The organism is Candidatus Eisenbacteria bacterium, assembly GCA_026388185.1.
Taxonomy (GTDB): domain Bacteria; phylum Eisenbacteria; class RBG-16-71-46; order JAFGJU01; family JAFGJU01; genus JAPLKG01.
Window position 1 is genome coordinate 315,398 of record JAPLKG010000011.1, and the last position, 20,714, is coordinate 336,111.

18 protein-coding genes and 3 tRNA genes are annotated in these 20,714 nt (G+C 57.5%); 17 read left to right on the forward strand and 4 right to left on the reverse strand.

Features of this window, described 5'->3' with window-relative positions:
- Positions 1-14: 14 nt before the first annotated feature.
- From NTX17_06980 to NTX17_07015, 8 genes are all read left to right on the forward strand, one after another.
- The gene (locus tag NTX17_06980; GenBank protein ID MCX5801115.1) at positions 15-1,373 is read left to right on the forward strand and encodes an FAD-binding protein; all 1,359 of its coding nucleotides are present in this window, start codon (positions 15-17) and stop codon (positions 1,371-1,373) included.
- Positions 1,374-1,519: 146 nt separating this feature from the next.
- Positions 1,520-2,773, forward strand: a complete 1,254-nt coding sequence (locus tag NTX17_06985) for a 3-isopropylmalate dehydratase large subunit (protein MCX5801116.1) — start codon at positions 1,520-1,522, stop codon at positions 2,771-2,773.
- Positions 2,773-3,273 carry a 3-isopropylmalate dehydratase small subunit gene (locus tag NTX17_06990; protein MCX5801117.1) on the forward strand — a complete coding sequence of 167 codons (501 nt, stop codon included), beginning with the start codon at positions 2,773-2,775 and terminating at the stop codon, positions 3,271-3,273. Before NTX17_06985 ends, NTX17_06990 begins: the two co-directional genes overlap by 1 nt.
- A gap of 14 nt (positions 3,274-3,287) precedes the next feature.
- Entirely contained in the window at positions 3,288-4,274 is a 987-nt protein-coding gene (gene obgE / locus NTX17_06995; GenBank protein ID MCX5801118.1) for a GTPase ObgE, read from the forward strand.
- Between the two features lie 43 nt (positions 4,275-4,317).
- Positions 4,318-5,037, forward strand: coding sequence for a hypothetical protein (locus NTX17_07000; GenBank protein MCX5801119.1), 720 nt, complete (start codon positions 4,318-4,320; stop codon positions 5,035-5,037).
- A complete protein-coding gene (gene dprA, locus NTX17_07005) occupies positions 5,009-6,115 on the forward strand; it encodes a DNA-processing protein DprA (GenBank protein MCX5801120.1) in 1,107 nt (368 codons plus the stop codon). Before NTX17_07000 ends, dprA begins: the two co-directional genes overlap by 29 nt.
- Entirely contained in the window at positions 6,115-7,236 is a 1,122-nt protein-coding gene (locus tag NTX17_07010) for a DUF362 domain-containing protein (protein ID MCX5801121.1), read from the forward strand. Before dprA ends, NTX17_07010 begins: the two co-directional genes overlap by 1 nt.
- Positions 7,236-8,126, forward strand: coding sequence for a lysophospholipid acyltransferase family protein (locus NTX17_07015; protein ID MCX5801122.1), 891 nt, complete (start codon positions 7,236-7,238; stop codon positions 8,124-8,126). The genes NTX17_07010 and NTX17_07015 overlap by 1 nt, the downstream gene beginning before the upstream one ends.
- 31 nt (positions 8,127-8,157) lie before the next feature.
- Here NTX17_07015 and NTX17_07020 read toward each other — a convergent pair whose 3' ends face one another.
- On the reverse strand, positions 8,158-8,448 hold the full coding sequence (locus NTX17_07020) for a DUF3467 domain-containing protein (protein MCX5801123.1): 291 nt from the start codon (positions 8,446-8,448) through the stop codon (positions 8,158-8,160).
- Positions 8,449-8,698: 250 nt separating this feature from the next.
- On the opposite strand from NTX17_07020, the gene NTX17_07025 reads away from it, so the two are divergent.
- The 4 genes from NTX17_07025 to NTX17_07040 all read left to right on the forward strand — a co-directional run bounded on the left by NTX17_07025 (position 8,699) and on the right by NTX17_07040 (position 11,361).
- Positions 8,699-10,648, forward strand: a complete 1,950-nt coding sequence (locus tag NTX17_07025) for a GAF domain-containing protein (protein ID MCX5801124.1) — start codon at positions 8,699-8,701, stop codon at positions 10,646-10,648.
- A 29-nt stretch (positions 10,649-10,677) separates the two neighbouring features.
- Positions 10,678-11,046, forward strand: a complete 369-nt coding sequence (locus NTX17_07030; protein ID MCX5801125.1) for a response regulator — start codon at positions 10,678-10,680, stop codon at positions 11,044-11,046.
- Between the two features lie 119 nt (positions 11,047-11,165).
- Positions 11,166-11,241 (forward strand) — tRNA-Phe (locus NTX17_07035).
- Between the two features lie 44 nt (positions 11,242-11,285).
- Positions 11,286-11,361 (forward strand) — tRNA-Thr (locus NTX17_07040).
- 34 nt (positions 11,362-11,395) lie between these two features.
- Here NTX17_07040 and rarD read toward each other — a convergent pair.
- From rarD to NTX17_07055, 3 genes are all read right to left on the reverse strand, one after another.
- On the reverse strand, positions 11,396-12,301 hold the full coding sequence (rarD, locus tag NTX17_07045) for an EamA family transporter RarD (GenBank protein ID MCX5801126.1): 906 nt from the start codon (positions 12,299-12,301) through the stop codon (positions 11,396-11,398).
- A gap of 39 nt (positions 12,302-12,340) precedes the next feature.
- Positions 12,341-13,864: an aromatic amino acid ammonia-lyase gene (locus tag NTX17_07050; protein ID MCX5801127.1), complete on the reverse strand. Its 1,524-nt coding sequence runs from the start codon at positions 13,862-13,864 to the stop codon at positions 12,341-12,343.
- An 84-nt stretch (positions 13,865-13,948) separates the two neighbouring features.
- Entirely contained in the window at positions 13,949-15,400 is a 1,452-nt protein-coding gene (locus NTX17_07055; protein MCX5801128.1) for a pyridoxal-dependent decarboxylase, read from the reverse strand.
- A gap of 322 nt (positions 15,401-15,722) precedes the next feature.
- Here NTX17_07055 and glmM point away from each other — a divergent pair, with 322 nt between their 5' ends.
- From glmM to NTX17_07080, 5 genes are all read left to right on the forward strand, one after another.
- A complete protein-coding gene (gene glmM / locus NTX17_07060) occupies positions 15,723-17,066 on the forward strand; it encodes a phosphoglucosamine mutase (protein MCX5801129.1) in 1,344 nt (447 codons plus the stop codon).
- Positions 17,067-17,102: 36 nt separating this feature from the next.
- On the forward strand, positions 17,103-18,929 hold the full coding sequence (gene glmS / locus NTX17_07065; protein ID MCX5801130.1) for a glutamine--fructose-6-phosphate transaminase (isomerizing): 1,827 nt from the start codon (positions 17,103-17,105) through the stop codon (positions 18,927-18,929).
- Positions 18,930-19,091: 162 nt separating this feature from the next.
- On the forward strand, positions 19,092-19,487 hold the full coding sequence (locus tag NTX17_07070; GenBank protein ID MCX5801131.1) for a RidA family protein: 396 nt from the start codon (positions 19,092-19,094) through the stop codon (positions 19,485-19,487).
- Between the two features lie 104 nt (positions 19,488-19,591).
- Positions 19,592-20,581, forward strand: a complete 990-nt coding sequence (selD, locus tag NTX17_07075; protein MCX5801132.1) for a selenide, water dikinase SelD — start codon at positions 19,592-19,594, stop codon at positions 20,579-20,581.
- 9 nt (positions 20,582-20,590) lie between these two features.
- Positions 20,591-20,688, forward strand: a tRNA-Sec gene (locus tag NTX17_07080).
- Positions 20,689-20,714: the final 26 nt, after the last annotated feature.

Genomic DNA, 20,714 nt, shown 5'->3' on the forward strand with positions numbered 1-20,714 from the left:
CCTTTCGGAGAATCGTGGGAGCGCAGGACGTCTTCACTTCTGTTGAAGACAGAATGTGTTATTCCTTCGACGCCACGACATTCTCGTCTATTCCTGGAGTTGTAGTAAGACCTTCAGACTCTGAACAGGTATCCGGCATTGTGTCGCTTGCGGCGACTGAGGGCATACCGGTCGTCCCCAGGGGGGCGGGCACCGGGTTTGCCGGGAGCTCCGTTCCTCTGGAGGGTTCCGTCGCTCTTTCGTTCGAACGCATGAACAGGCTCATCAGTCTTGCACCCGGGGATCTCCGTTGCTCAGTGGAGCCGGGTCTGGTGAACGGAACTCTGCAGAAGCTGCTGGCCAAGAAGGGCCTTTTCTTCCCGCCTGATCCCTCAAGCCTGGACGTCTGCACGATAGGGGGAAACGTTGCGCAATGTGCAAGCGGGCCGAGAGCCCTCAAGTTTGGATCCACGAAAGATTATGTCGTAGGCCTTGACGTCGTGGGCAGTGACGGACGCGCCTGGTCGGTGTCGGAGAAGACCAAAGGGTATGACCTGCTTTCATTGCTTGTGGGAAGCGAGGGCACGCTGGGGATCTTTACGGGAGTGGGGCTGAGGCTCGTTCCCCTGCCGGAGTCCTGGTCGACCTTCATGGTTTATTTCGCCACTTTGGAGGATGCGTCTCTCGCCGTGGTGAAACTGAGTTCGCGGGGTGTCCTCCCGACGGTCCTGGAGGTCATGGACGAGGTGACCCTGAGGTGCGTCGAAGAATATCTGGGCCGACCATCGCACACCCGAGCTGGGGCCGTTCTCTTCGTTGAGGTTATGGGGGGGAAGGATGAAGTTAAAGCACTTTCTGAGGTGATCGTCGGAACATTCAGTACTTTGAAGCAGTTAGGCTTCGAGTTTGCAGCGTCTCAGTGTGAAAGGGATAGACTCTGGATTCTACGACGGTCGGTCTCGCCTGCCCTGTCCAGAGTGGCGCCGACGAAGATCAACGAGGACGTGTGTGTCCCGAGAAGTCGTCTGCCGGAACTTATCACGAACATGGAGATGCTGGCCAAGCGCTACGCGCTGAGGATATATGCGTTCGGGCACATAGGCGATGGCAATCTCCACGTGAACATAATGGCGGACGCCAGAAACAGCGAGGAGATGGAAAGGGTCTACGCCTGCGTCGATTCGCTGTTCGAGGTCACCCTTTTTCTGGGCGGAACCACGAGCGGTGAGCACGGAATCGGGATAGCAAAGTCAAAGTACCTTCCGGACGAACGCGGCGCCGTGGGAATGGAAGCTCTCCGCAAGGTAAAGCACGCCTTTGACCCGGCGGGGATCCTGAACCCAGGGAAGGTCATCGTTAAGCCTCCGTTTTCCAGCTCCTGCGCTCATGGTTGAGGCGCTCCGCACGAGTGACTCCCGCGAATTGCTCCGTTTGACAGGGGAACATGTATCTGCTATTCTGAGATACTTTTGGGACGTAACTCAGCGTCCTCACGATTCGTAGTACGCTGGAACCGTTCTTAGTAATAGTGGAGGCCGCGATGGGAAAGACTCTGGCAGAGAAACTATTAGGTACCAAGGCTGGTAAGGATGTCGTCGCGGGGGAACTTGTCATCGCGGGGGTCGATGTTGCGTTCTTTCAGGACGGGACCGGGCCTCTGGCAGTTAGGCAACTCCGGAAGGCAAACCTGGAGAAGGTTGCGAATCCTGCGCGTTCCATTCTCTTCATCGACCACGCTGCACCAAGTCCTCGCAGGGAGCTGTCCAACGACCACATCCTTCTTAGAGAGTTCGCCGGGAAGACCGGCGCGGTACTGTCCGACATAAACGAGGGAGTCTGCCACCAGCGCGTGGTCGAATCTTTCGCCAAACCCGGGGACGTTGTCATCGGGGCGGACTCACATTCCTGTACGGCGGGTGCTCTGTGCGCCTTCGCGACCGGAATGGGGTCTACGGACATCGCGGTGGGCATGGCGCTCGGCAAAACGTGGTTCAGGGTGCCTTCGACATTCAGAGTGGTGGCGCGCGGTGAGTTTCCCAAGGGAGTCTACTCCAAGGACCTCATCCTGCACCTCATAGGACTGATAGGTGCTGACGGCGCGACCTACCGGGCTTTGGAGTTCGGCGGGTCCGCCATCGAGAATATGCAGATGTCCGAGAGATTCACGCTGAGCAACATGGCCGTGGAGGCCGGGGCGAAGGTGGGGCTCATAGCCTCTGACCAGACGACTCGCGCATTTCTCAAGAAGAGCGACAGGGAGTCTGATTTCAAGGAACTCGGTCCCGACCCCGATGCTTCCTACGAAAGAGTGATAGCGATAGACGTCAACAAACTCGAGCCCGTGGTTTCCTGCCCGCACACGGTGGACAACACGAAGTGGGCGCGTGAGCTGAAAGGCACCAAAGTCAACCAAGTTTTCATCGGCAGTTGCACCAACGGGAGAACCGAGGACTTGGAGGTTGCGGCACGAATACTCAGGGGCAAGAAGAGACATCCCAACACGCGTCTCATAGTCATCCCGGCTTCCAGGCAGGTCTACCTTGAAGCCTTGAAGGCAGGACACGTCCAGACGTTCGTCGAGGCCGGCGCCACCGTGCTCGGCCCCGGCTGCGGTCCCTGCGTAGGCGTACACGAAGGCGCTCTTGGAGACGGTGAAGTCTGCCTCTCGACCCAGAACAGGAATTTCAAGGGGAGAATGGGTAATCCAGAAGCTTTCATATATCTTGCTTCTCCTGCGACGGCCGCTGCATCTGCAATCAAAGGTGAGATATCTGATCCAAGGGAGGTGCTGTGATGATTCTCGAAGGAAAGACGTGGAAATTCGGTGACGACATAAGCACGGATCACATCGCCCCGGGCAGACTCTTCCATCTTCGCTCCAACCTTGAAGAGCTCGCCAAACATGTGTTGGAAGACGCGGACCAAGAGTTTGCGAAGAAGGTGCAGAAAGGTGATTTCGTGGTCGGAGGCAACAACTTCGGACTCGGATCCAGCAGGGAGCACGCTCCCACAATCATAAAGATGGCCGGGGTCAGCGCCGTTCTGGCAAAATCGTTCGCCCGGATTTTCTTCAGGAATTCCATCAACGTGGGACTGCCGGTCCTTGAATGTGACACGGAGAAGATCAACCGGGGTGACGTACTCCGTGTGGACCTCGGCGCCGGTATTGTCGAGAACAAGACCAGCGGGGAGAAGCTGACCTTTGTTCCGCTTCCAGAGGCCATGCTCAAGATACTGAACGATGGTGGGTTGCTGGCCCACATAGAAAAGCACGGGGGCTTCAAGTTTGACTGACTTGATGTCACTCAATGTTCATAGATAGGGTAAAAATTGAAGTCGTCGCCGGCCACGGCGGGAACGGATGCGTCAGCTTTCGCCGAGAAAAATGCGTCCCCAGGGGTGGGCCGAATGGCGGCGACGGTGGGGACGGCGGAAACGTGATCCTGGAAGCCAACAGGCACCTCAGGACCCTTCTGGATTTTAAGTTCAAGAGCAGCTTCGTGGCGGAAAAGGGAGAGCACGGTAAGGGCAAGAACATGGCTGGGAAGGGTGGAGAGGACGTCGTGCTTCGAGTGCCCATGGGAACCCTGGTGAAGGACCTGGAGACCCAAGAGAATCTCGCCGATCTCGTTTCTTCAGGTCAGATTCTGGTTGTGGCGAAGGCGGGCCGGGGCGGGAAGGGTAACGCGAGATTTGCGACCTCGACCGACAGGGCCCCGCGGAAGAGAGAGATGGGACGAGAGGGGGAAAGGAGACTTCTTGAGCTCGAGCTGAAGTTGATCGCTGACGTCGGAATTGTCGGAGTCCCGAACGCCGGAAAATCCACGCTTCTTTCGAAGATATCGAGGGCCAGACCAAAGATCGACGATTATCCTTTCACCACCCTGGCTCCCAATCTGGGTCTCGTTCGAGTCGGTGAACAACACGATTTCGTGGTGGCGGACATACCGGGCCTGATTGAAGGATCACATTTGGGAAAGGGATTGGGCCACGAGTTTCTGCGTCACATAGAACGCACGAGGGTCCTTCTCTTCCTGCTCGACGGTAGTGAAACGATTCCGGGGAGCGATTATCAACTGTTGCTGAAAGAGATCGGACTCTACGGAGAGGAACTCGTTACGAAGCCCCGATTACTTTGTTTCAACAAGGTGGACCTCCTTGACGAAGGGAGACTCATGCGGCTTCCCAAAGAGATTGACGGAAGGGAGATCTTGAGGATTTCGGCGCTCAAAGGAGAGGGGCTCGGCGAGCTGATCAACGGGCTGTGGAGGCTTCTGGAACTGCAGAATCCCTAGGAGGATTACTACAGCAGCGAGATTGCGAGGAAAGGGTTACGTCATGGTCGACGAACGAATCCCACTCAGTAAGACTCTGATCGATCTCCGAGTCAAGGAACTGGAGCTCGAAGAAAAGGCCAGAGTCATCTCTGAATTGAAGTCAAAGAGGGATGAAGCCTCGATAAGAGAGCTGATCAAGAAGCTCGCGGACGATAGCTGGCACTTGCGAGAGTTGGCCGTGCGCGCACTGAGTGAGTTGGGAGGGGAAGTCGAGCAATACCTGATAGCGGTGGTGCCGGGCGCACTTTGGTACACGCGGGCTTGCGCCGCGGAGGTGCTGGGAAATATCAAGAGCAGGGCGGGCATCAATTGCCTGATCGATCTTCTAGACGACTGTAACGCCACCGTGGGTGAAAACGCGGCAAAGGCGCTTGTGAGGATGTGCATAGGTGGAGACACCGTCTGGGTTGCGCGCGCGGGATTCTTGAGGGGTGAGGCGACGACGAAGAGACTCCAGGTCGTTCTTGAGAAGTCCGACAGGGAGCTGGCGCAGGGCTTTCTGTCCCTGGCGAGGGACGTAGATCTTATGAAGGCTCCGCCTGAGCAGGTGGAGAAGATCGCAGAGGAAATGCTGAGATCCTCCGAAGCCCAAGACCTGGTGTGGGAAGAGTTGACGGGGCCCAGAGGAAAGAAGCCCGGCCATACGAGCACAGAGGAAGGGAACGAGAATCAGGGAATGAAAGAGGGCGGTGGTGAGGCTGGAGAACACGGAAGCCTGTAAGGCCAGGATAATGCTGGCTCTCCTGAAAGGAATCCCCAGGGCCCGACTGATCGAGATCCTTGAAACGGCGGGGTCACCCGAGAGACTCTTCTCGCCGGAACTGGAGAGAGTCTCGAAGAACCTGAGCCCCGATGAAATGTCCGCCTTGGTGCAAGGTCGGCCCGACGACCTCGATGAGCAACTCAGACTCGCAGGCCCGGCCGGAAGCGAGATTGTGTCCTGGACTGACGAGGACTACCCAAGCCTTCTGAAACACATTCAGTACGCACCTCCCGTTGTTTTCTTCAAGGGATATATCACAATTGCGTCACAACCGGCCGTCGCCATTGTCGGTTCGAGAGCCTGCTCGCCCTCGGGAAGATATGTTGCCGAAAGGCTGGCTCGAGACATCGCCGCTAGAGGATTCGTTGTCGTCAGTGGCCTGGCCAGAGGAATAGACTCTGCGGCCCACAGAGGGGCGCTCGCTGCCGGCGGCCTCACGATCGCCGTCCTGGGATGCGGTGTTGACATTTGTTATCCTCCAGAGAACAGGAAGCTCCTCAAGGAGATTCTGGTAAGGGGCGCAGTTGTCTCGGAATTTCTGTTGGGCACGCCACCCCTCAAACAGAACTTTCCCCTTCGGAACCGTCTCATAAGTGGAATGAGTCAGGCCGTCGTGGTCGTCGAAGCGGGAGAGGGCAGTGGTGCCTTGGTGACGGCCGGCTATGCCCTTGAACAAGGAAGGGAAGTCTTTGTGGTGCCAGGAGATACGACCCTCACTTCAACCGTCGGTTCAAATAGATTGCTGAAGGAGGGAGCGAGGCCGATTACAGACGCGGAGGACGTGTTTGATGAGCTTCTGCCCAGGTTAGGCGACGGGCCGCAGGCCATCCCTCAGGCTCAGCCATTCCTGGAGGTACTCTCGGGCGAGGAGGAGGCAGTCCTGGAATGTCTCTCTCTTGTTCCGGCTCACGTCGACGAGGTTTGTGACCGGCTCGGACGCGGGTCGTCAGTCATTCTTTCGTTGCTGCTATCGCTGGAACTGAAGGGATTCGTGAGACAGGAGACGGGAAATCGCTTTGTGAGGAGTAACGTCTGATGAAGTCCCTCGTCCACCTGGAGAAATGCCAAGACTATTCGGAAGAGAAGCTGAGGAGGTCGGTCAGAAGAGGGCTTGAGGCGGTGGGTGGACTGGGTGAGCTGGTACGGCCGGGGTGGCGGGTCTTGGTGAAACCCAACCTGCTTTCCGCACGAGAACCTGAGAGAGCTGTCACCACGCATCCTTCCCTGGTCGGCGTTGTGATCGAGGAAGTGAAGCGTTGTGGGGCGGTCCCAGTAGTGGGTGACAGCCCTGGAGGAGCCCTGAGAGGTGTGAGTAGGGTGTGGAGAAACACGGGGATGGAGGAAGTGTGCGGGAAGAACGGAGTGACTCTTGTCGGGTTCGAGGCGTCGGGCAGCTACGCCAGGAGCACAAACGGAAACACATACAGCATCTCAAAACCCGTGCTTGACGCGGATTTCGTCATAAACCTGCCGAAGCTCAAGACCCACACGCTCGAGGTGTACACAGGCGCCGTAAAGAACATGTTTGGCTCGGTGCCTGGCTTTGCGAAGGGAGAGCTGCACAAGCGATATCCCAAGCCGTACGAGTTCGCCGAGGCTCTCGTGGACATTTTTTCTCTGACGACACCCGGCCTGAGCATCATGGATGGAATACTCTCCATGGAAGGACACGGTCCGTCGTCGGGGACTCCTCGATGGCTCGGCGTCTTGGCCGTCAGCCGGGACGCGGTTGCCATGGACACGGTGGTCTGCGAGCTGATCGGGGCCGACCCGGCTGAGATTCCCACGAACAAGGTCGCAGCGACGAGGAAAATAGGGGCTTCGAGTCTCCGTGACGTTGAACTGAGCGGCGTGAGTCTGGACGAGGTTTCAGTCAAGGATTTCAAGATTCCGTCCAACTTTCTTCACAGGCTCGTGCCGAGAGGGCTGCTCTGTCTGTTGAGACGGTACGTCTGGATACATCCGGTGGAGAACCGGGCGAAGTGCCAACTGTGCAATCTCTGTGTCGAGAGCTGTCCCGTGGAAGCCATACGGAACAGCGGGAGCTCGCTCAGATTCGACTACGCGCGCTGCGTCACGTGCCTGTGTTGCCACGAGATCTGCCCGCACGAGGCGATTGAGTTTGAAATGAGTTGGATTGCAAAGAGGATTTCGTGATGAAGCGCCGACTATCACATCCTTTGGAGTATCTCCTGACAATCGTCCTGGTGCGCTTGTTCCAGATTCTTCCTCACGAGACTGCCTTGCGCTTGGGAGGTTCTCTGGGTCGCTTTACGTTCGAAGTCGTGAGACTCAGAAGGAGAGTCGTCCTCGAGAACCTGAGACGTGCGTTTCCCGAAAAGAGCGAAGCGGAAATCCTTGCGATTGCGAGAGGGACTTACAGAAACCTTGCCATGTCGCTCGTGGAATACGCTCGCCTGCCCGTGACGTCGGACGAAGAGATGAGAGGGAGAGTCACCGTCGAGGGTCTCGAGAGCTTTAGGGAGGCGCTCGCGGGTTCGAAAGGGGCGGTGCTCGTGACGGGTCATTTCGGAAGCTGGGAGCTCATGGGCGCAGCCTTGAGGGCTCTCGGTTATCCCGTCAATTTTCTCGTCGGGGAGCAGAAGAACAAGGCCGTGGACAACCTCATGAATCAGCTCCGGCGCTCGAAGGGAATAGGGATCATCAAGATGGGAGTCTCGATGAGAAGAGTGCTCGAGGCTCTCAAGAAGAACGAATTCGTCGCCATGCTCTCCGATCAGGACGCGGGTTCGCGGGGGGTGTTCGTGGATTTCCTGGGGAGGCCTGCGTCAACGCCCTTCGGTCCCGCGAGCTTCGCTCTGAGGACCGGCGCATGCCTGGTTTCGGGATTCATTCTGAGAGAAGACCTGTCCCACCACCGCGTTGTCCTCGAGACGCCGATATTGCCTGCGATAACCGGGGACAAGGAAAAGGACCTCGCACATTTCACTCAAGCATACACAAGTCTGCTTGAGAAATACGTGAGGGAGAGGCCGGACCACTGGTTGTGGCTTCACAGGAGATGGAAGACGAGGCCGCTCCGCTAAGAAACGGTTCGGGCGCCTCTGGCGGTTTTCGTCAGAATCCGATGTCTCTCGGCTTGTCGTTCTGAGAAAACGCCTTGATGGCCCCGTTCTGCGCTTCGTACTTCGCGACGTTCTCTTTGAGGGCGTCCAGCAATCCCTTGACGTGCTGAGGGGTCATCACAATTCTGGCGAACACCTTGCTTTTCGGAACTCCAGGCAGCACTCTCGCGAAGTCCAGTACGAACTCCGCGGGAGAGTGCGTGATGACGACCATGTTCGAATAGATCCCTTCTCCTTCTTTCTCTCCGAGCTCGATGCTGATCGGGGTTTGTTTTTTTTCCATTTGCAGTACCGTCCTTGCAAAATGTGTCTCAAGCCGCCCCTGTTCAGTGAGACGCTAACCGAGAGCGCGACAAATGTCAAGCGAGGTAACGGGCTCAATTTCTGTTGACAAGGGTGATTGGATTGCTATATTGGCCTTACAGACGATCCTTCATGTTGTGGCATGAACGTTGCTTCCTACCCTCGTCAGATTGGAGCACCCGGTGAGCGAAGGCAAGGCCGCTGGCAGTGACCGTGTGGAGATTTCATCAGTGGAACACCTGAATCTCGAGGCAAGGGTCCGCGAGGTATCAATACTCTTCAAGATATGCAACGTGATGCACGGGACGATGGAGCTCGACAAGATTCTGAAGATCATTCTCGCCTCCGTGACGTCCGGGAACGCGCTTGGGTTCAACAGGGCGATGATTCTGCTGGTCGATGAAGAGAAGGGCGTGCTCAGTGGACGCATGGGGACCGGCCCCTCCAATGAGGAGGAGGCAGCGCGCATCTGGAACGAGCTTGACGCGAGCAACGTGTCCTTCGAGACCGTCGTGCGAATGTCTACCGAGGACGGGGAAGGATCCGACGATTCGCTCACTCGCACTGCGACGTCGCTCGTCTTTCCGCTCAAGCCGGGCGTAGACGTTACCGTCGACAGCGTCCTTGAGAAGAGGCCGTTGCACATAAAGGACCTGGACTCCTACGGCGGTGCGATCAGCCAGAAGCTGCGGGACAGTTTTGTCAGGAGCGAATTCGTCGTGGTTCCCATCATGACCAAGGGAAGGGCGATGGGGGCACTCCTTGCCGACAACGTGTTCAGTCGAAGGCCAATCACTGAAGAAGAAGTAGATCTTCTGTTGAGTCTCGCTGATCAGGCGGGTCGCGCGGTGGAGAACGCTGCCGTGTACGAGAGCATGAAGCTGCGGCTCTCCGAGGTCGCGACGCTCCAGGAGATTGGGAAAGGCATCCTCTCGACGACCAACCTGGCAGAGGTTCTAGAGCTCATAGCCAGAATATCGGCGCAAGTTATCGGAGCCAGGGGAAGCGTTCTTTGGCTCTACGAAGAGGCGGAGGATAAGGTGACGCCGGGAGCGCGCTTCGGGACCGGTGAGAGCATAGTTGAGAAAGGCGTCACGGAGTTGGGCGAGAAGCTCGCAAGATGGGCCATTGCAGAGAAGGCTCCGGTGCTTGTGCCGGACTGCTGCTCTGACCCGAGATCGGCCGAGATCGAGAAAGGTCTTGCCTCATCGGTCATGGCAGTGCCTCTGGTGGCTCTGGGCAACATCGTGGGCGCGATAACTGTCTACGACAAGGTGGCTCGCTCGGACTTCGACTCCAACATGTTTGACCGCGACGACGAGAACTTCTTGGCAATTCTCGCCGATCAGGCGGCCATAGCCGTGCAGAACGCCAGGCTCTTTGAAGCCGTGAAGGAGACAGAGAAGAGACTCAGGGAAACTCAGGCACTTCTCCTGCGCACGGAGAAACTGGCGGCGCTCGGCGAGATGAGCGCGAAGGTGGCCCACGAGATTCGTAATCCCCTCACTTCGATCGGCGGCTTTGCGAGAAGAGTGAGCAAGGGCCTGCGGGCAGGCGATCCGAATCGTGATTACCTTGACATCATCATAAAGGAGACCGAGAGACTTGAGAGAATCCTCAGCGAACAGCTTCAGTTTGCCCAACTCTCGAGGCCCCGGTTGCAGATGGAAGACATAAACGCCGTAGTCGAGGAATCACTTCAGTTGGTGAGCGAGGAGGCGCTTGGGAGGAGGGCAAAGATTCTGAAGAAACTGTCGATGGATCTGCCCAAGCTCCTTCTTGACTACGACAAGATCAAACAGGTGCTGATCAATATCCTGCAGAATGCTCTCAAGTTTCTTCCCGTGGGCGGCAAGATAAGAGTGGAAACGAAAAAGGCCGGCGACAGTGTCCACGTGATAATGGCGAACGAAGGCGAGAGGATTCCGGGCGAACTGATGGATCGCCTTTTTGTGCCTTTTTTCACTTCGGGCAAAGACGGAACTGGTCTCGGGTTGGCGGTGGCCTATCAAATTGTCAGGGAACACGGCGGCGAGATCAGGGTAAAAAGCGATAAGGAGTGGGGCACTGTTTTCTGTGTTTGTTTGCCGGTGAGCACGAACCAGGATAGAAGAAGGACGCCAAAGGATAGGCGAGTTCGTGGCGCCGACAGACGTAAGTCATTCCAAGAGGAGTTCTAGACCTGAGTTTTTCGGGGGGGTGAGCGCAATTGAAAGCACTTCTGATTGTAGACGATGATGGGAACTGTCGGAAGCTCTACGAGAGCGAGTTTTCCGACGAAGGGTACGTTGTGGCCGGGGCATCGAGCGGTCCCGAAGCCCTGAAGATGCTCGAGGAGTCGGAGTTCGACCTCGTCATCCTCGACGTGAAAATGCCCGGCATGAATGGGTTGGAAACCCTATGTGAGATCATGAAGACGAAGAGGAATCTCCCTGTCGTGATTAACTCTGCCTACGACACCTTCAAGAGCAACTTCACGACATGGAACGCCGACGCCTACGTGGTGAAATCCTCCAATCTCGATGAGCTCAAGCGCACCGTAAGGTCCATCCTTGAACAAAAGCTCTGCGCCCGTTGATGCACTGAAGGCACTGACTCGTTGACGCCAAGAGGGCAGTCTGCCACTCTGCGGCCATCTTTACACCCTCTTTTGGTTGACTCCACCCCCGTTTTTGTGGTATCTATTTCACATGAGGTGCGACCCTAGCTCAGTTGGTAGAGCACCAGACTGAAAATCTGGGTGTCCGCAGTTCAATTCTGCGGGGTCGCACCAGTTCTGTTTGCGAATAAGGCCTGTATCTTATTGCATACTATGGGGCTGGTGTAGCTCAGCAGGTAGAGCAACGCACTCGTAATGCGTAGGTCAGCGGTTCAATTCCGCTCACCAGCTCCAGAGCGAGAATTCGCGGCCTCCGTAGTCCTCGCGCTCAGGTTCTGCACGTTTCCTTATACGTCTCCAGCTCGGGAATGGGTGCATTCGTCCTCAGGCTCTCGAACGTATACAAAGCCAGCGAGATCCAGACTGCCACGAATCCTGCCAGGCGCGCACTCGTGAGAGCCTCGCCAAAGACAATTACGCCTATCAAGAACTGAAACGTGGGAGAAATATACTGCAAGAGCCCCACATTCGTGAGGCTGATTCTCCTCGCGGCGGAGCCAAACAAGAGCAAGGGCACCGCCGTCACTATTCCGGTGAGGGCAAGGAGCAGGGTCTTAATTGCGCTCACGTGTCCGAACGCAGCCGTGCCGGCGTGCTGACAATACAACAGATAGGCCAGTGCCGGAACAAACAGAAGTGTCATCTCGAGAGACAATCCCTCGAGAGAGCTCAGGGCCCCGATCTTGCGAAGCAGGGCATACAGGCCGAAGGAAAACGCGAGGGTGAGCGCTATCCACGGGAAGGAGCCGTAGCCGAAAGTCAAGAAGAGCACGGCGGCGGCCGCTATCCCGATTGCGAACCATTGCAGGAAACGCGGCCTTTCCCCGAGAAATATCACTCCCAGCAGCACGTTCACGAGCGGGTTTATGAAGTACCCGAGGCTTGCCTCAACCACGTAATTGCTGTTCACGGCCCAGATGAAGATGCCCCAGTTGAGACTCAGAAGGCATGCCGTCAAGAAGAAGTACAGGATCGTGACAGACTTTCTTGATTTGTGTAGCCATGATTTCAGGCGATTCTTGCGCACCAGGATTATTCCGAGGAAGAGAAACGACCACACTACGCGGTGGCACAGAATCTCGGTCGCAGGAATGGGACTGAGAAACCTCCAGTAGAGGGGAAAGAGTCCCCACAAAGTGTATGCAGCGATTCCGTAGAGAATTCCTCTCTTCATAAAGATAGAGCGCAAGCCCCGCGTGTTTGAGGAAGCAGATCATCCCAAGCTGCCGACCGCCTTTTCCACCTCATCCAGAATCTCACAGGACCTGACCAGTTCCATCAGTCGTGTGTGGTCGGGATACAACGGTCGGTCTTCCTCAAGGTGCTCCACGTACTTGCGGATGACACGCTTCGCCGCCAGCACTCCGCGACCCGGTGTGAAGTCGCGAAAGTCCAGGGCCTGTGCAGCCGCCATGAATTCGATTCCGAGGACTCCGCAGGCGTTTTCCAGGATTTGCCCGTTCTTGATGGCCGTGTTCATGCCCATCGAGACGAAGTCTTCCTGGTCTGCGGCAGCCGGGATGGAGCCGATGCTGGCAGGGGCCGAGAGTATTCTTTGCTCCACGATCAACGTGTCCGCCGTGTACTGGCTGAGCATCATTCCTGAAAACATGCCTGCCCCTTTCGTGAGGAAGGCGGGCAGGCCGACGCTCAGGGCGGGGTTGGTCAGCCGATTGAGTCGCCGTTCTGAGAGAACACAGACCATGGTTATGGCGACTCCGGCCATGTCCATCGGCAGGGAGACCGGTGAACCCTGGAAATTAGCGCCCGTCAGAGTGAGGTTGTATTCGGGAAGGAAGATGGGATTGTCCCCCACGCCGTTCAACTCTATTTCCACCTGACTCCTTGCAAAAGCGATTGCGTCATGAGCAGCCCCGATGACCTGAGGGGACGAGCGCATGGAATATGCGTCCTGAACCTTCGTCTTCATCTTGCCGGACAGGAGATCGCTTCCCTCTATGCACTTCATGATGGCCTTGGCGCTCCGCACGGCTCCCTTGAATCCGCGCAACGTGTGAAGACGCGTGTCGTAAGGTTTCAAGTTGGCGTACAGCGCTTCGAGGGTCATCGAGCAGGCAATCTCGGTCTGTTTCAACCAGCGGTTCATGTCGTAAAGATGGAGCGCGCTCATCGCAGTCAAAAGATTGGAACCGTTGATGACCGCGAGACCGTCTCTGGCCTCGAGACCAGGGATTGTGATACCCGCCTCGGCCATTGCCTGTCTGCCTGGCAATCGGTTGCCTTTGTAGTACGCCTCGCCTTCTCCCATCAGGAGCAGGGCGATCTGCGACATCGGGGCCAGGTCTCCACACGCACCGACTGAACCCTTCTGGCACACGACGGGAGTCACGCCCTTGTTCAGCATTTCGACCAGGGCCTGGGTAATCTCGGGACGACAGCCGGAGTTCCCGTGCGCGTGAACGTTCACCCTGGCAGTCATGGCGCCTCGGACGTAATCGACGGGCGCCGCGCCGCCGATGCCCGCGGCGTGGTTGTATATGAGATATTTCTGAAACTCTTTGACCTGGTCGTCGTTCAGGACGACCTCCGACAACTCGCCGATACCGGTGTTCGTGCCGTACATGATTTCCCGGGCCCGGAGCTTGTCCTCCAGCATGGCGCGGCATACCTTGATGCGTTCGAGGGCCTCCGGGTGGAGTTCCACGTTTTCCCCACCGCGCGCGATGCGTTGGAGCTTTTCGATTGTCAGTCCGGAACCGTCAAGAACTATTGCCATCTCGATCTCCTCATAGAAGATTGCCTCGTACAGGATGAACGTATGGAAACACGTCAGACAAGATTACCACATCCGGGAATCCGTTCAAGCAGAGCTGGGAGTGCCGATCTCTGCTGCCGTTTCCAGGATTCGTTGCCAGGCCCGTTTGACGTGGCGTTCTTCCGTGTGAGTCTGGCCCACGCAGAAGCGAAGAGTGTACTTGCCGTTGAGCGTGGTGTGGGTCATGTAGACGTTCCCGCCCGCATTGATTCGATCAAGCAATCGCTCATTGAACGAATCTCCGCCGACATGTCGGAAGCAGACGAGGTTCAATGCCGGAGGTACGGCGAGTTCGAACTCGCTTGTCCCCGCAACCCATCCAGCGAACTCTTGCGCGAGCTCCACGTGGCGCCTGACGTGGTAGCGCAGACCCTCTATCCCGTAGTGGCGAATGACGAACCAGAGCTTCAACGAACGAAAGCGCCGGCCAAGTTGTATGTGCCAGTCGCGGTAGTCTATGACTGCGCCCGATTCAGTGGCTTTGTTGCGCAGGTATTCAGGCAGCACGCTCAAGGTCTTGATCAAGGCGGCTCGATCGGCCACGTAGAAGCAATCGCAATCGAAATTCGTAAACATCCACTTGTGCGGATTGAAACAGTAGCTGTCGGCGAACTCGATTCCGGTGAGGATGTGCCGAAACTCCGGGCAGATTGCCGCCGTACCCGCCATCGCTCCGTCGACGTGGAGCCAGAGACCCTCCTCCTTGCAGATGCGGCCGATTTGCGGCAGGGGATCGACGGCGTTCGAGGACGTCGTACCGACCGTGGCGCAGACGAAACAGGGAACGAGGCCCGCTCCGCGGTCTTGTCCGATTTGCCTCGCCAGTGCGTCGGGGCGGAGAGCGAAGCGATCGTCCACGTCTATCAAGTGGAGATTCTGACGGCCCAACCCGACTATCTTGACCGCCTTCTCGATGGACGAGTGTGCCTGGGTGGAGGCGTACGCTACGAGGCGCCCGTCGCAACCGCGCTCGTTGCTCCTGTAGTCGGTAGCGCGCTCCCGCGCGGCCAGAAGCGCACAGAGGGACGCGCTCGAAGCCGTGTCCTGGATGACCCCGCCGCCGGCCCGGCCAGACTTGAATTTCGGCGGGAGCCCCAGCATGTCGGCGAGCCAATCCAACACGTGAGTCTCGAGCTCGGTGCAGGCCGGACTCGTTACCCAGAGCATTCCTTGAACGCCAAGACCCGCCGAAAGCAGCTCCCCGAGGATTGATGGCCCTGAGGCGTTGCTGGGAAAATAGGCAAAGAAGTTGGGCGACTGCCAGTGGGTGAGCCCCGGAACTATGAGCTTGCGGACGTCTTCCAGGATGCGTTCGAAAGGTTCTCCGTGCAGCGGAGGCTCCGAAGGGAGCGAAGCCCGGATCTGGCCAGGCGTTACCTGCGACAGGACCGGGAACGATTCGATCCGTTCGTAGTAGTCGGCGATCCAGTCGACGACGGCGTGGCCGTGGCGGCGGAAGTCCTCTGGTACCATGTGGAAGCTCTGTTCTTTGGGCATCGCTAACCTCGTGCGTTCGGGTAGGTTCTCACTTCAAAACGTGCAGACGAGCCTCAAGAAGGCAGGCTGGATTCGAGAGTCGAGAATTCCATACAGTGCGAGTGTTGTCAAGAAAAGCGATTGGACACGGAAGCTAAGCCTCCCGCCGAGACGTCTCTTCCCTCTGGCGCCGGCTTCGTCTCCCTTTGACAGAAGTCGTTTCCGGTTGTACCATAGTTCCGGTGTCACGGGGCGGTTTCCCGCACGAGAGGGCCCAAGCCTGAGCCCCGGCCGCGCCTTTTGACGCTTCTATTTGAACAAGGAGTACTAATTGGAAGGACTAATGATAGGTGTCTCTGGGGTCAGGGGAGTCGTGGGCAAGAGCTTCACTCCCGAGCTGGTAAGTCGTTTTGCTTCCGCTTTCTCCACTTTGGTGAGGCGTGGGAGAGTCGTCGTGGGCAGGGATTCGAGACCTTCGGGCGAGATGCTCAAACACGCAGTCATGTCAGGCCTCGTCGCCGGGGGGTCTGACGTCGTCGACGTGGGCATATGCGCCACACCGACCATCCAGATGGCCGTCGAGGAACTCGGCGCCGCGGGCGGAATAGCCGTTACCGCAAGCCACAATCCGGAAGAGTGGAACGCGCTCAAGTTTGTCTCTTCGAGCGGCATCTTCCTGAACGATGCTCAAGGCGCGGAGCTTTTGAAGCTCTACAAGAAGCGGCTGATAAACTACGCGGGCCATCGCGAACTCGGGCACGTCTCCAAAGACAACGAGGCCTCTGCGCGACACGTCTCCAAGATTCTGGCGCTCGATCTGATTGACGCAGCGAGAATCGCCGAACGGCGATTCCGCGTGGCGATCGACTGCTGCAACGGGGCCGGCTGCGAAGGGGTGAAGAGGCTCGTCGAGGCTCTGGGATGCGAGGTTCACGAGATACACTCCGAGCCTACCGGCATCTTTCCTCGCGGGGCCGAGCCGCTCGGAGAGAACCTCTCCGACCTGGCCGGCAAGGTTTCCAGAGAGGGGGTGGACGCCGGTTTCGCGTTCGATCCTGACGCCGACAGGATGTCGCTTGTGAGTGAGGAAGGAAACCCTCTGGGGGAGGAAAGAACGGTCTGCCTTTCGACCGCGTTTGTCCTGGGCAAGTGTAAGGGGCCGGTCTGCACAAACGTGTCCACTACCGCCGCCCTTGAGGACATCACTCGGTCCCACGGATGCAAACTCTACAGGTCGAAGGTCGGCGAGGCTCACGTCGTTGAAAAGATGAAGAAGACCGGCAGCATTGTGGGTGGAGAGGGAAACGGCGGTGCGATTCTCCCCGCCCTTCACTACGGAAGAGACGGACTCCTGGCCGCGGCCCTCACGCTCCAATTCATGGCCGAAAGCGGGAAGAAGCTCTCGGAACTGGACAGATCGTTTCCCAGGTACCAGATGGTCAAGAAGAAAATCGACGCCGTGGGTATTGCGGGGGAGGCGATCAAAGAGATTCTGCTCAATAGATTCAAGGATGGGTCGATAAGTTATGTAGACGGCATACGCATCTCCTGGCCGGGTAAATGGTTACACGTGAGGAAATCCCGCACGGAACCCGTGGTCAGGGTCATCGTGGAGTCGTCCTCTGCGGACGATTCCGCTTCTCTCGCTGAGGAAATCTCTACGCTCGTGCGCGCAGCGAGGGCGTAGGGGCGCCAGACCGTGGTAACATAGAGTAAGAACATCATGTGTGGCATAGTAGGGTACATCGGAAAGAAAGACTGCGTTCCAATACTTCTCGAGGGCCTGAGGAGACTGGAATACAGGGGCTATGATTCCTCGGGTATCGCCGTCCTCACGCAGAACAGCGTGATTGTAGAGAAGACGGCCGGTAAGATTGGCCTTCTCGAGGAAAAGCTCAAGCACGGGCATCCGAGCGGTTACGCCGGAATCGCCCACACGAGATGGGCCACCCACGGCGAGCCTTCAACTGAGAACGCTCATCCCCACCTCGATTGCAGCCGCAGAATCGCAGTCGTACACAACGGAATAATCGAGAACTACACCGTCCTGAAGGAGAAGCTTCAGGATGAAGGACACGTTTTCACGACTGAGACGGACACCGAGGTGCTCGCCCATCTGATCGAGAAGTACTACGAAGGAAATCTCGAGGTGGCGGTCGGGAACGCGCTTTCAATGGTCAAGGGTACCTACGGGATCGCGGTAGTGTGCGCCGACACGCCGAACAAAATAGTCGGTGCAAGAAACGGAAGCCCTCTCGTCGTGGGAATCGGGAAGGGCGAGTACCTGCTTGCCTCCGACGTGGCGGCGATGCTGAGGCACACAAACCAGGTCATTTATCTGGACGACGGCGAGATGGTCGTGCTCGAGAGCGATGGCTTCCGTACGACTACTATAAGCCAGCAGAGAGTCTCGAAGAAGATTGAAGAAATCTCGTGGAACCTTGAGATGATCGAGAAGGCCGGCTTCCGGCACTTCATGTTGAAGGAGATCTTTGAGCAGCCGCAATGTTTGCGGAACGCCATGAGGGGAAGGCTGATTCCCGAGGACGGCGCCACGAGGTTGGGCGGTCTCAATCTCTCCGACAGCGAGCTGCGCAAGATGGACAGGCTGATCATCACGGCTTGCGGCACGTCCTGGCATGCGGCGTCGATAGGCGAGTACATGCTTGAGGAGCACGGCAGGATTCCGGTCGAGGTCGAGTACGCTTCCGAGTTCAGATATCGCAATCCAATCCTGAGAAAGGGAACCGTCGTCACGGTCATCAGCCAATCCGGTGAGACTGCCGACACACTTGCGGCAATGAGGGAAGCCAAGAAGAAGGGCGCCAAGGTGCTGGGAATCTGCAACGTGGTCGGTAGCACCATAGCCCGAGAGGCGGACGGAGGAGTGTACATTCACGCCGGACCCGAGATCGGTGTCGCGTCCACGAAGGCCTTCACGTCGCAGCTCGCCGTTCTCGCGATTCTCACGGTGTACTTCGGCCGCATGAGAACGATGTCCATCGATGAGGGAAAGCTCATAGTCAATGAGCTCCGCACAATTCCAGAGAAGATAGAGAGAATACTGGCCGAAAGCTCGAAAATCGAGGCCATAGCAAAGGAATACTACACGCACTCCAACTTCCTCTACCTTGGACGGGGATACAATTTCCCCGTTGCCTTGGAAGGAGCGCTCAAGCTCAAGGAGATTTCGTACATCCATGCCGAGGGTTACCCGGCGGCAGAGATGAAACACGGTCCGATTGCTCTCATCGACGAGAACATGCCCGTCGTGTTCATCTGCATAAAGGACAGCGCCTACGACAAGATAATGAGCAACATGGAAGAAGTGCGCGCACGCCGGGGGAAGATAATCGCCGTTGCCACGGAGGGCGACAGGGAGATTCAGAAAAGAGCAGACCACGTCATCTATGTCCCGGACACTCTGGGCATGCTTACCCCGTTCCTCACCGTCATTCCATTCCAGCTACTCGCATACTACATCGCAGTCCAGAGGGGCTGCGACGTCGACCAGCCCCGCAACCTTGCCAAAAGCGTAACAGTAGAGTAGAATAGCGCTGCGTTCTTGCGCAAAGAGCACCGTGCTGCCGGCCGAACTTGCGTTCCGGAGACGCCGTCCTTGGAAGGATGGTCTCGGGAGTCGGGTTTGAGTGAGGTTTCACCGGCGTCTCGGGGTAGTTATGTGACACTCGAATTGCGAAGAGGAGTGCCCATGGTAAGGTCCATAAGATCCGAATCCGCTCCGGCTCCGGTCGGTCCGTACAGCCAGGCAGTCCTAGCGCGGCCGGGCGACGTTCTGTTCAGCGCGGGGCAAATTCCCCTTGACCCCGCAACGGGTCAAATGAGACCTGGCGGAGTGGAGGAGCAAACAAGACAGGTTCTCGAGAACGTCAAGGCGGTTCTGGAGGCCGCGGATTTCGGTCTTTCTGACGTGGTCAAGACAACGGTGTACATGTCAAACCTGGGAGAGTTCGGAGTAATGAACCAGGTGTACACGGAATATTTCACCGAACCGTTTCCGGCGCGCTCGTGCGTGGAGGTCAAGGCTCTGCCGAAGGGCGCGCTCGTTGAAATGGACGTTATCGCCGTGAGGGAGAGCGCAAAGTAGCTCCGCGGGTGCGCGGCCTAGAGGCAGGAATTGGAGATGGGATGACCAGAAAAGAGAAGATCCGGCTCACGACGAGAGTCGCGTGCTCCGGGTGAGCATCCAAGATAGGTCCGGGAGACCTTGAGAAGCTACTCACCGGGATTCCTAGAAAGTCCCGGAGCAGGAAAGTCCTCGTCGGGCTTGCTGCCCCGGACGACGCTGGAGTGTACCTAATTCGAAGGAATCTTGCGCTCGTCCACACCGTGGATTTCTTTACGCCTATTGTGGACGACGCCTACGATTTCGGGGCGATTGCCGCCGCTAATGCCTTGAGCGACATTTACGCGATGGGCGCGAGACCCCTGAGCGCTCTTTGCATAGTCTGCTTTCCCACGGGCGACATGGACCTGGGAATCCTCAAGCAAATGCTTCGTGGCGGCATAGACAAGCTCAGAGAAGGAGGGGCCGAGCTGCTCGGAGGGCATTCGGTCAAGGACAAGGAATTGAAGTTCGGATTTGCGGTGACCGGAACGGCGGATCCCTCCAGGCTCGTCCTCAAGTCCGGAGCGCGAAGCGGGGACGCGCTGGTGCTCACGAAGCCCCTGGGCACGGGGGTGCTGAGCACGGCGCTCAAGGCCGGAATGCTGGGCAGGAAGAGAGAGCGAGAGATCACGAAGCAGATGGCCACTCTCAATTGTGAGGCGTCGCGGGTCATGATGAGGGTCGGAGTGAACGCCTGCACGGATGTGACCGGGTTTGGTCTTCTCGGCCACGCTTGCGAAATGGCGGTGGCAAGCAAGCGCACCTTGAGAATAGACTCCTCCGCCGTACCGTTCATGAGTGATGTATTGGGCCTCATAGGGAAGGGTGTGTTTCCAGGTGGGCTTTCCTCCGTCCACAAATTCCTCAAAGGAAAGATGAGGGTCGAGGGAAGAGTGAGGGACGAGGCGGTTTACGGCATGTGTGATCCTCAGACCTCCGGCGGACTTCTCATGTGCGTGCCCGGAAAAAAGGCCGGTGCGCTCGTGCGTGGAATAACGCAAAGCGCGGGTGGACCGGCAGCGGTCATCGGCAGGGTGGTGCCCAGAGAGAAAGTGCCGCTTGTGATATACTAACCGGATTGCGGGAGCGGATGAGTTCTGGTGGACTCCAAGGACTTCAAATCCTTCTGTTGGGCGCTGATAACGTCCGAGGTGGGTTCGATTCCCACACGTTCCCGCCAACACTAGGTCGTCATTCTGCGTGACC

Bases quoted from the DNA above. Each gene is read 5' to 3' on its own strand.
- NTX17_07010 (MCX5801121.1), top strand. From the start codon at position 6,115: ATGAAGTCCCTCGTCCACCTGGAGAAATGCCAAGACTATTCGGAAGAG.
- NTX17_07055 (MCX5801128.1), bottom strand. From the start codon at position 15,400: ATGCCCAAAGAACAGAGCTTCCACATGGTACCAGAGGACTTCCGCCGC.
- NTX17_07015 (MCX5801122.1), top strand. From the start codon at position 7,236: ATGAAGCGCCGACTATCACATCCTTTGGAGTATCTCCTGACAATCGTC.
- NTX17_06985 (MCX5801116.1), top strand. From the start codon at position 1,520: ATGGGAAAGACTCTGGCAGAGAAACTATTAGGTACCAAGGCTGGTAAG.
- glmM (MCX5801129.1), top strand. From the start codon at position 15,723: ATGATAGGTGTCTCTGGGGTCAGGGGAGTCGTGGGCAAGAGCTTCACT.
- NTX17_07050 (MCX5801127.1), bottom strand. From the start codon at position 13,864: ATGGCAATAGTTCTTGACGGTTCCGGACTGACAATCGAAAAGCTCCAA.
- NTX17_07000 (MCX5801119.1), top strand. From the start codon at position 4,318: ATGGTCGACGAACGAATCCCACTCAGTAAGACTCTGATCGATCTCCGA.
- NTX17_07020 (MCX5801123.1), bottom strand. From the start codon at position 8,448: ATGGAAAAAAAACAAACCCCGATCAGCATCGAGCTCGGAGAGAAAGAA.
- NTX17_07070 (MCX5801131.1), top strand. From the start codon at position 19,092: ATGGTAAGGTCCATAAGATCCGAATCCGCTCCGGCTCCGGTCGGTCCG.
- obgE (MCX5801118.1), top strand. From the start codon at position 3,288: ATGTTCATAGATAGGGTAAAAATTGAAGTCGTCGCCGGCCACGGCGGG.
- rarD (MCX5801126.1), bottom strand. From the start codon at position 12,301: ATGAAGAGAGGAATTCTCTACGGAATCGCTGCATACACTTTGTGGGGA.
- NTX17_06990 (MCX5801117.1), top strand. From the start codon at position 2,773: ATGATTCTCGAAGGAAAGACGTGGAAATTCGGTGACGACATAAGCACG.
- glmS (MCX5801130.1), top strand. From the start codon at position 17,103: ATGTGTGGCATAGTAGGGTACATCGGAAAGAAAGACTGCGTTCCAATA.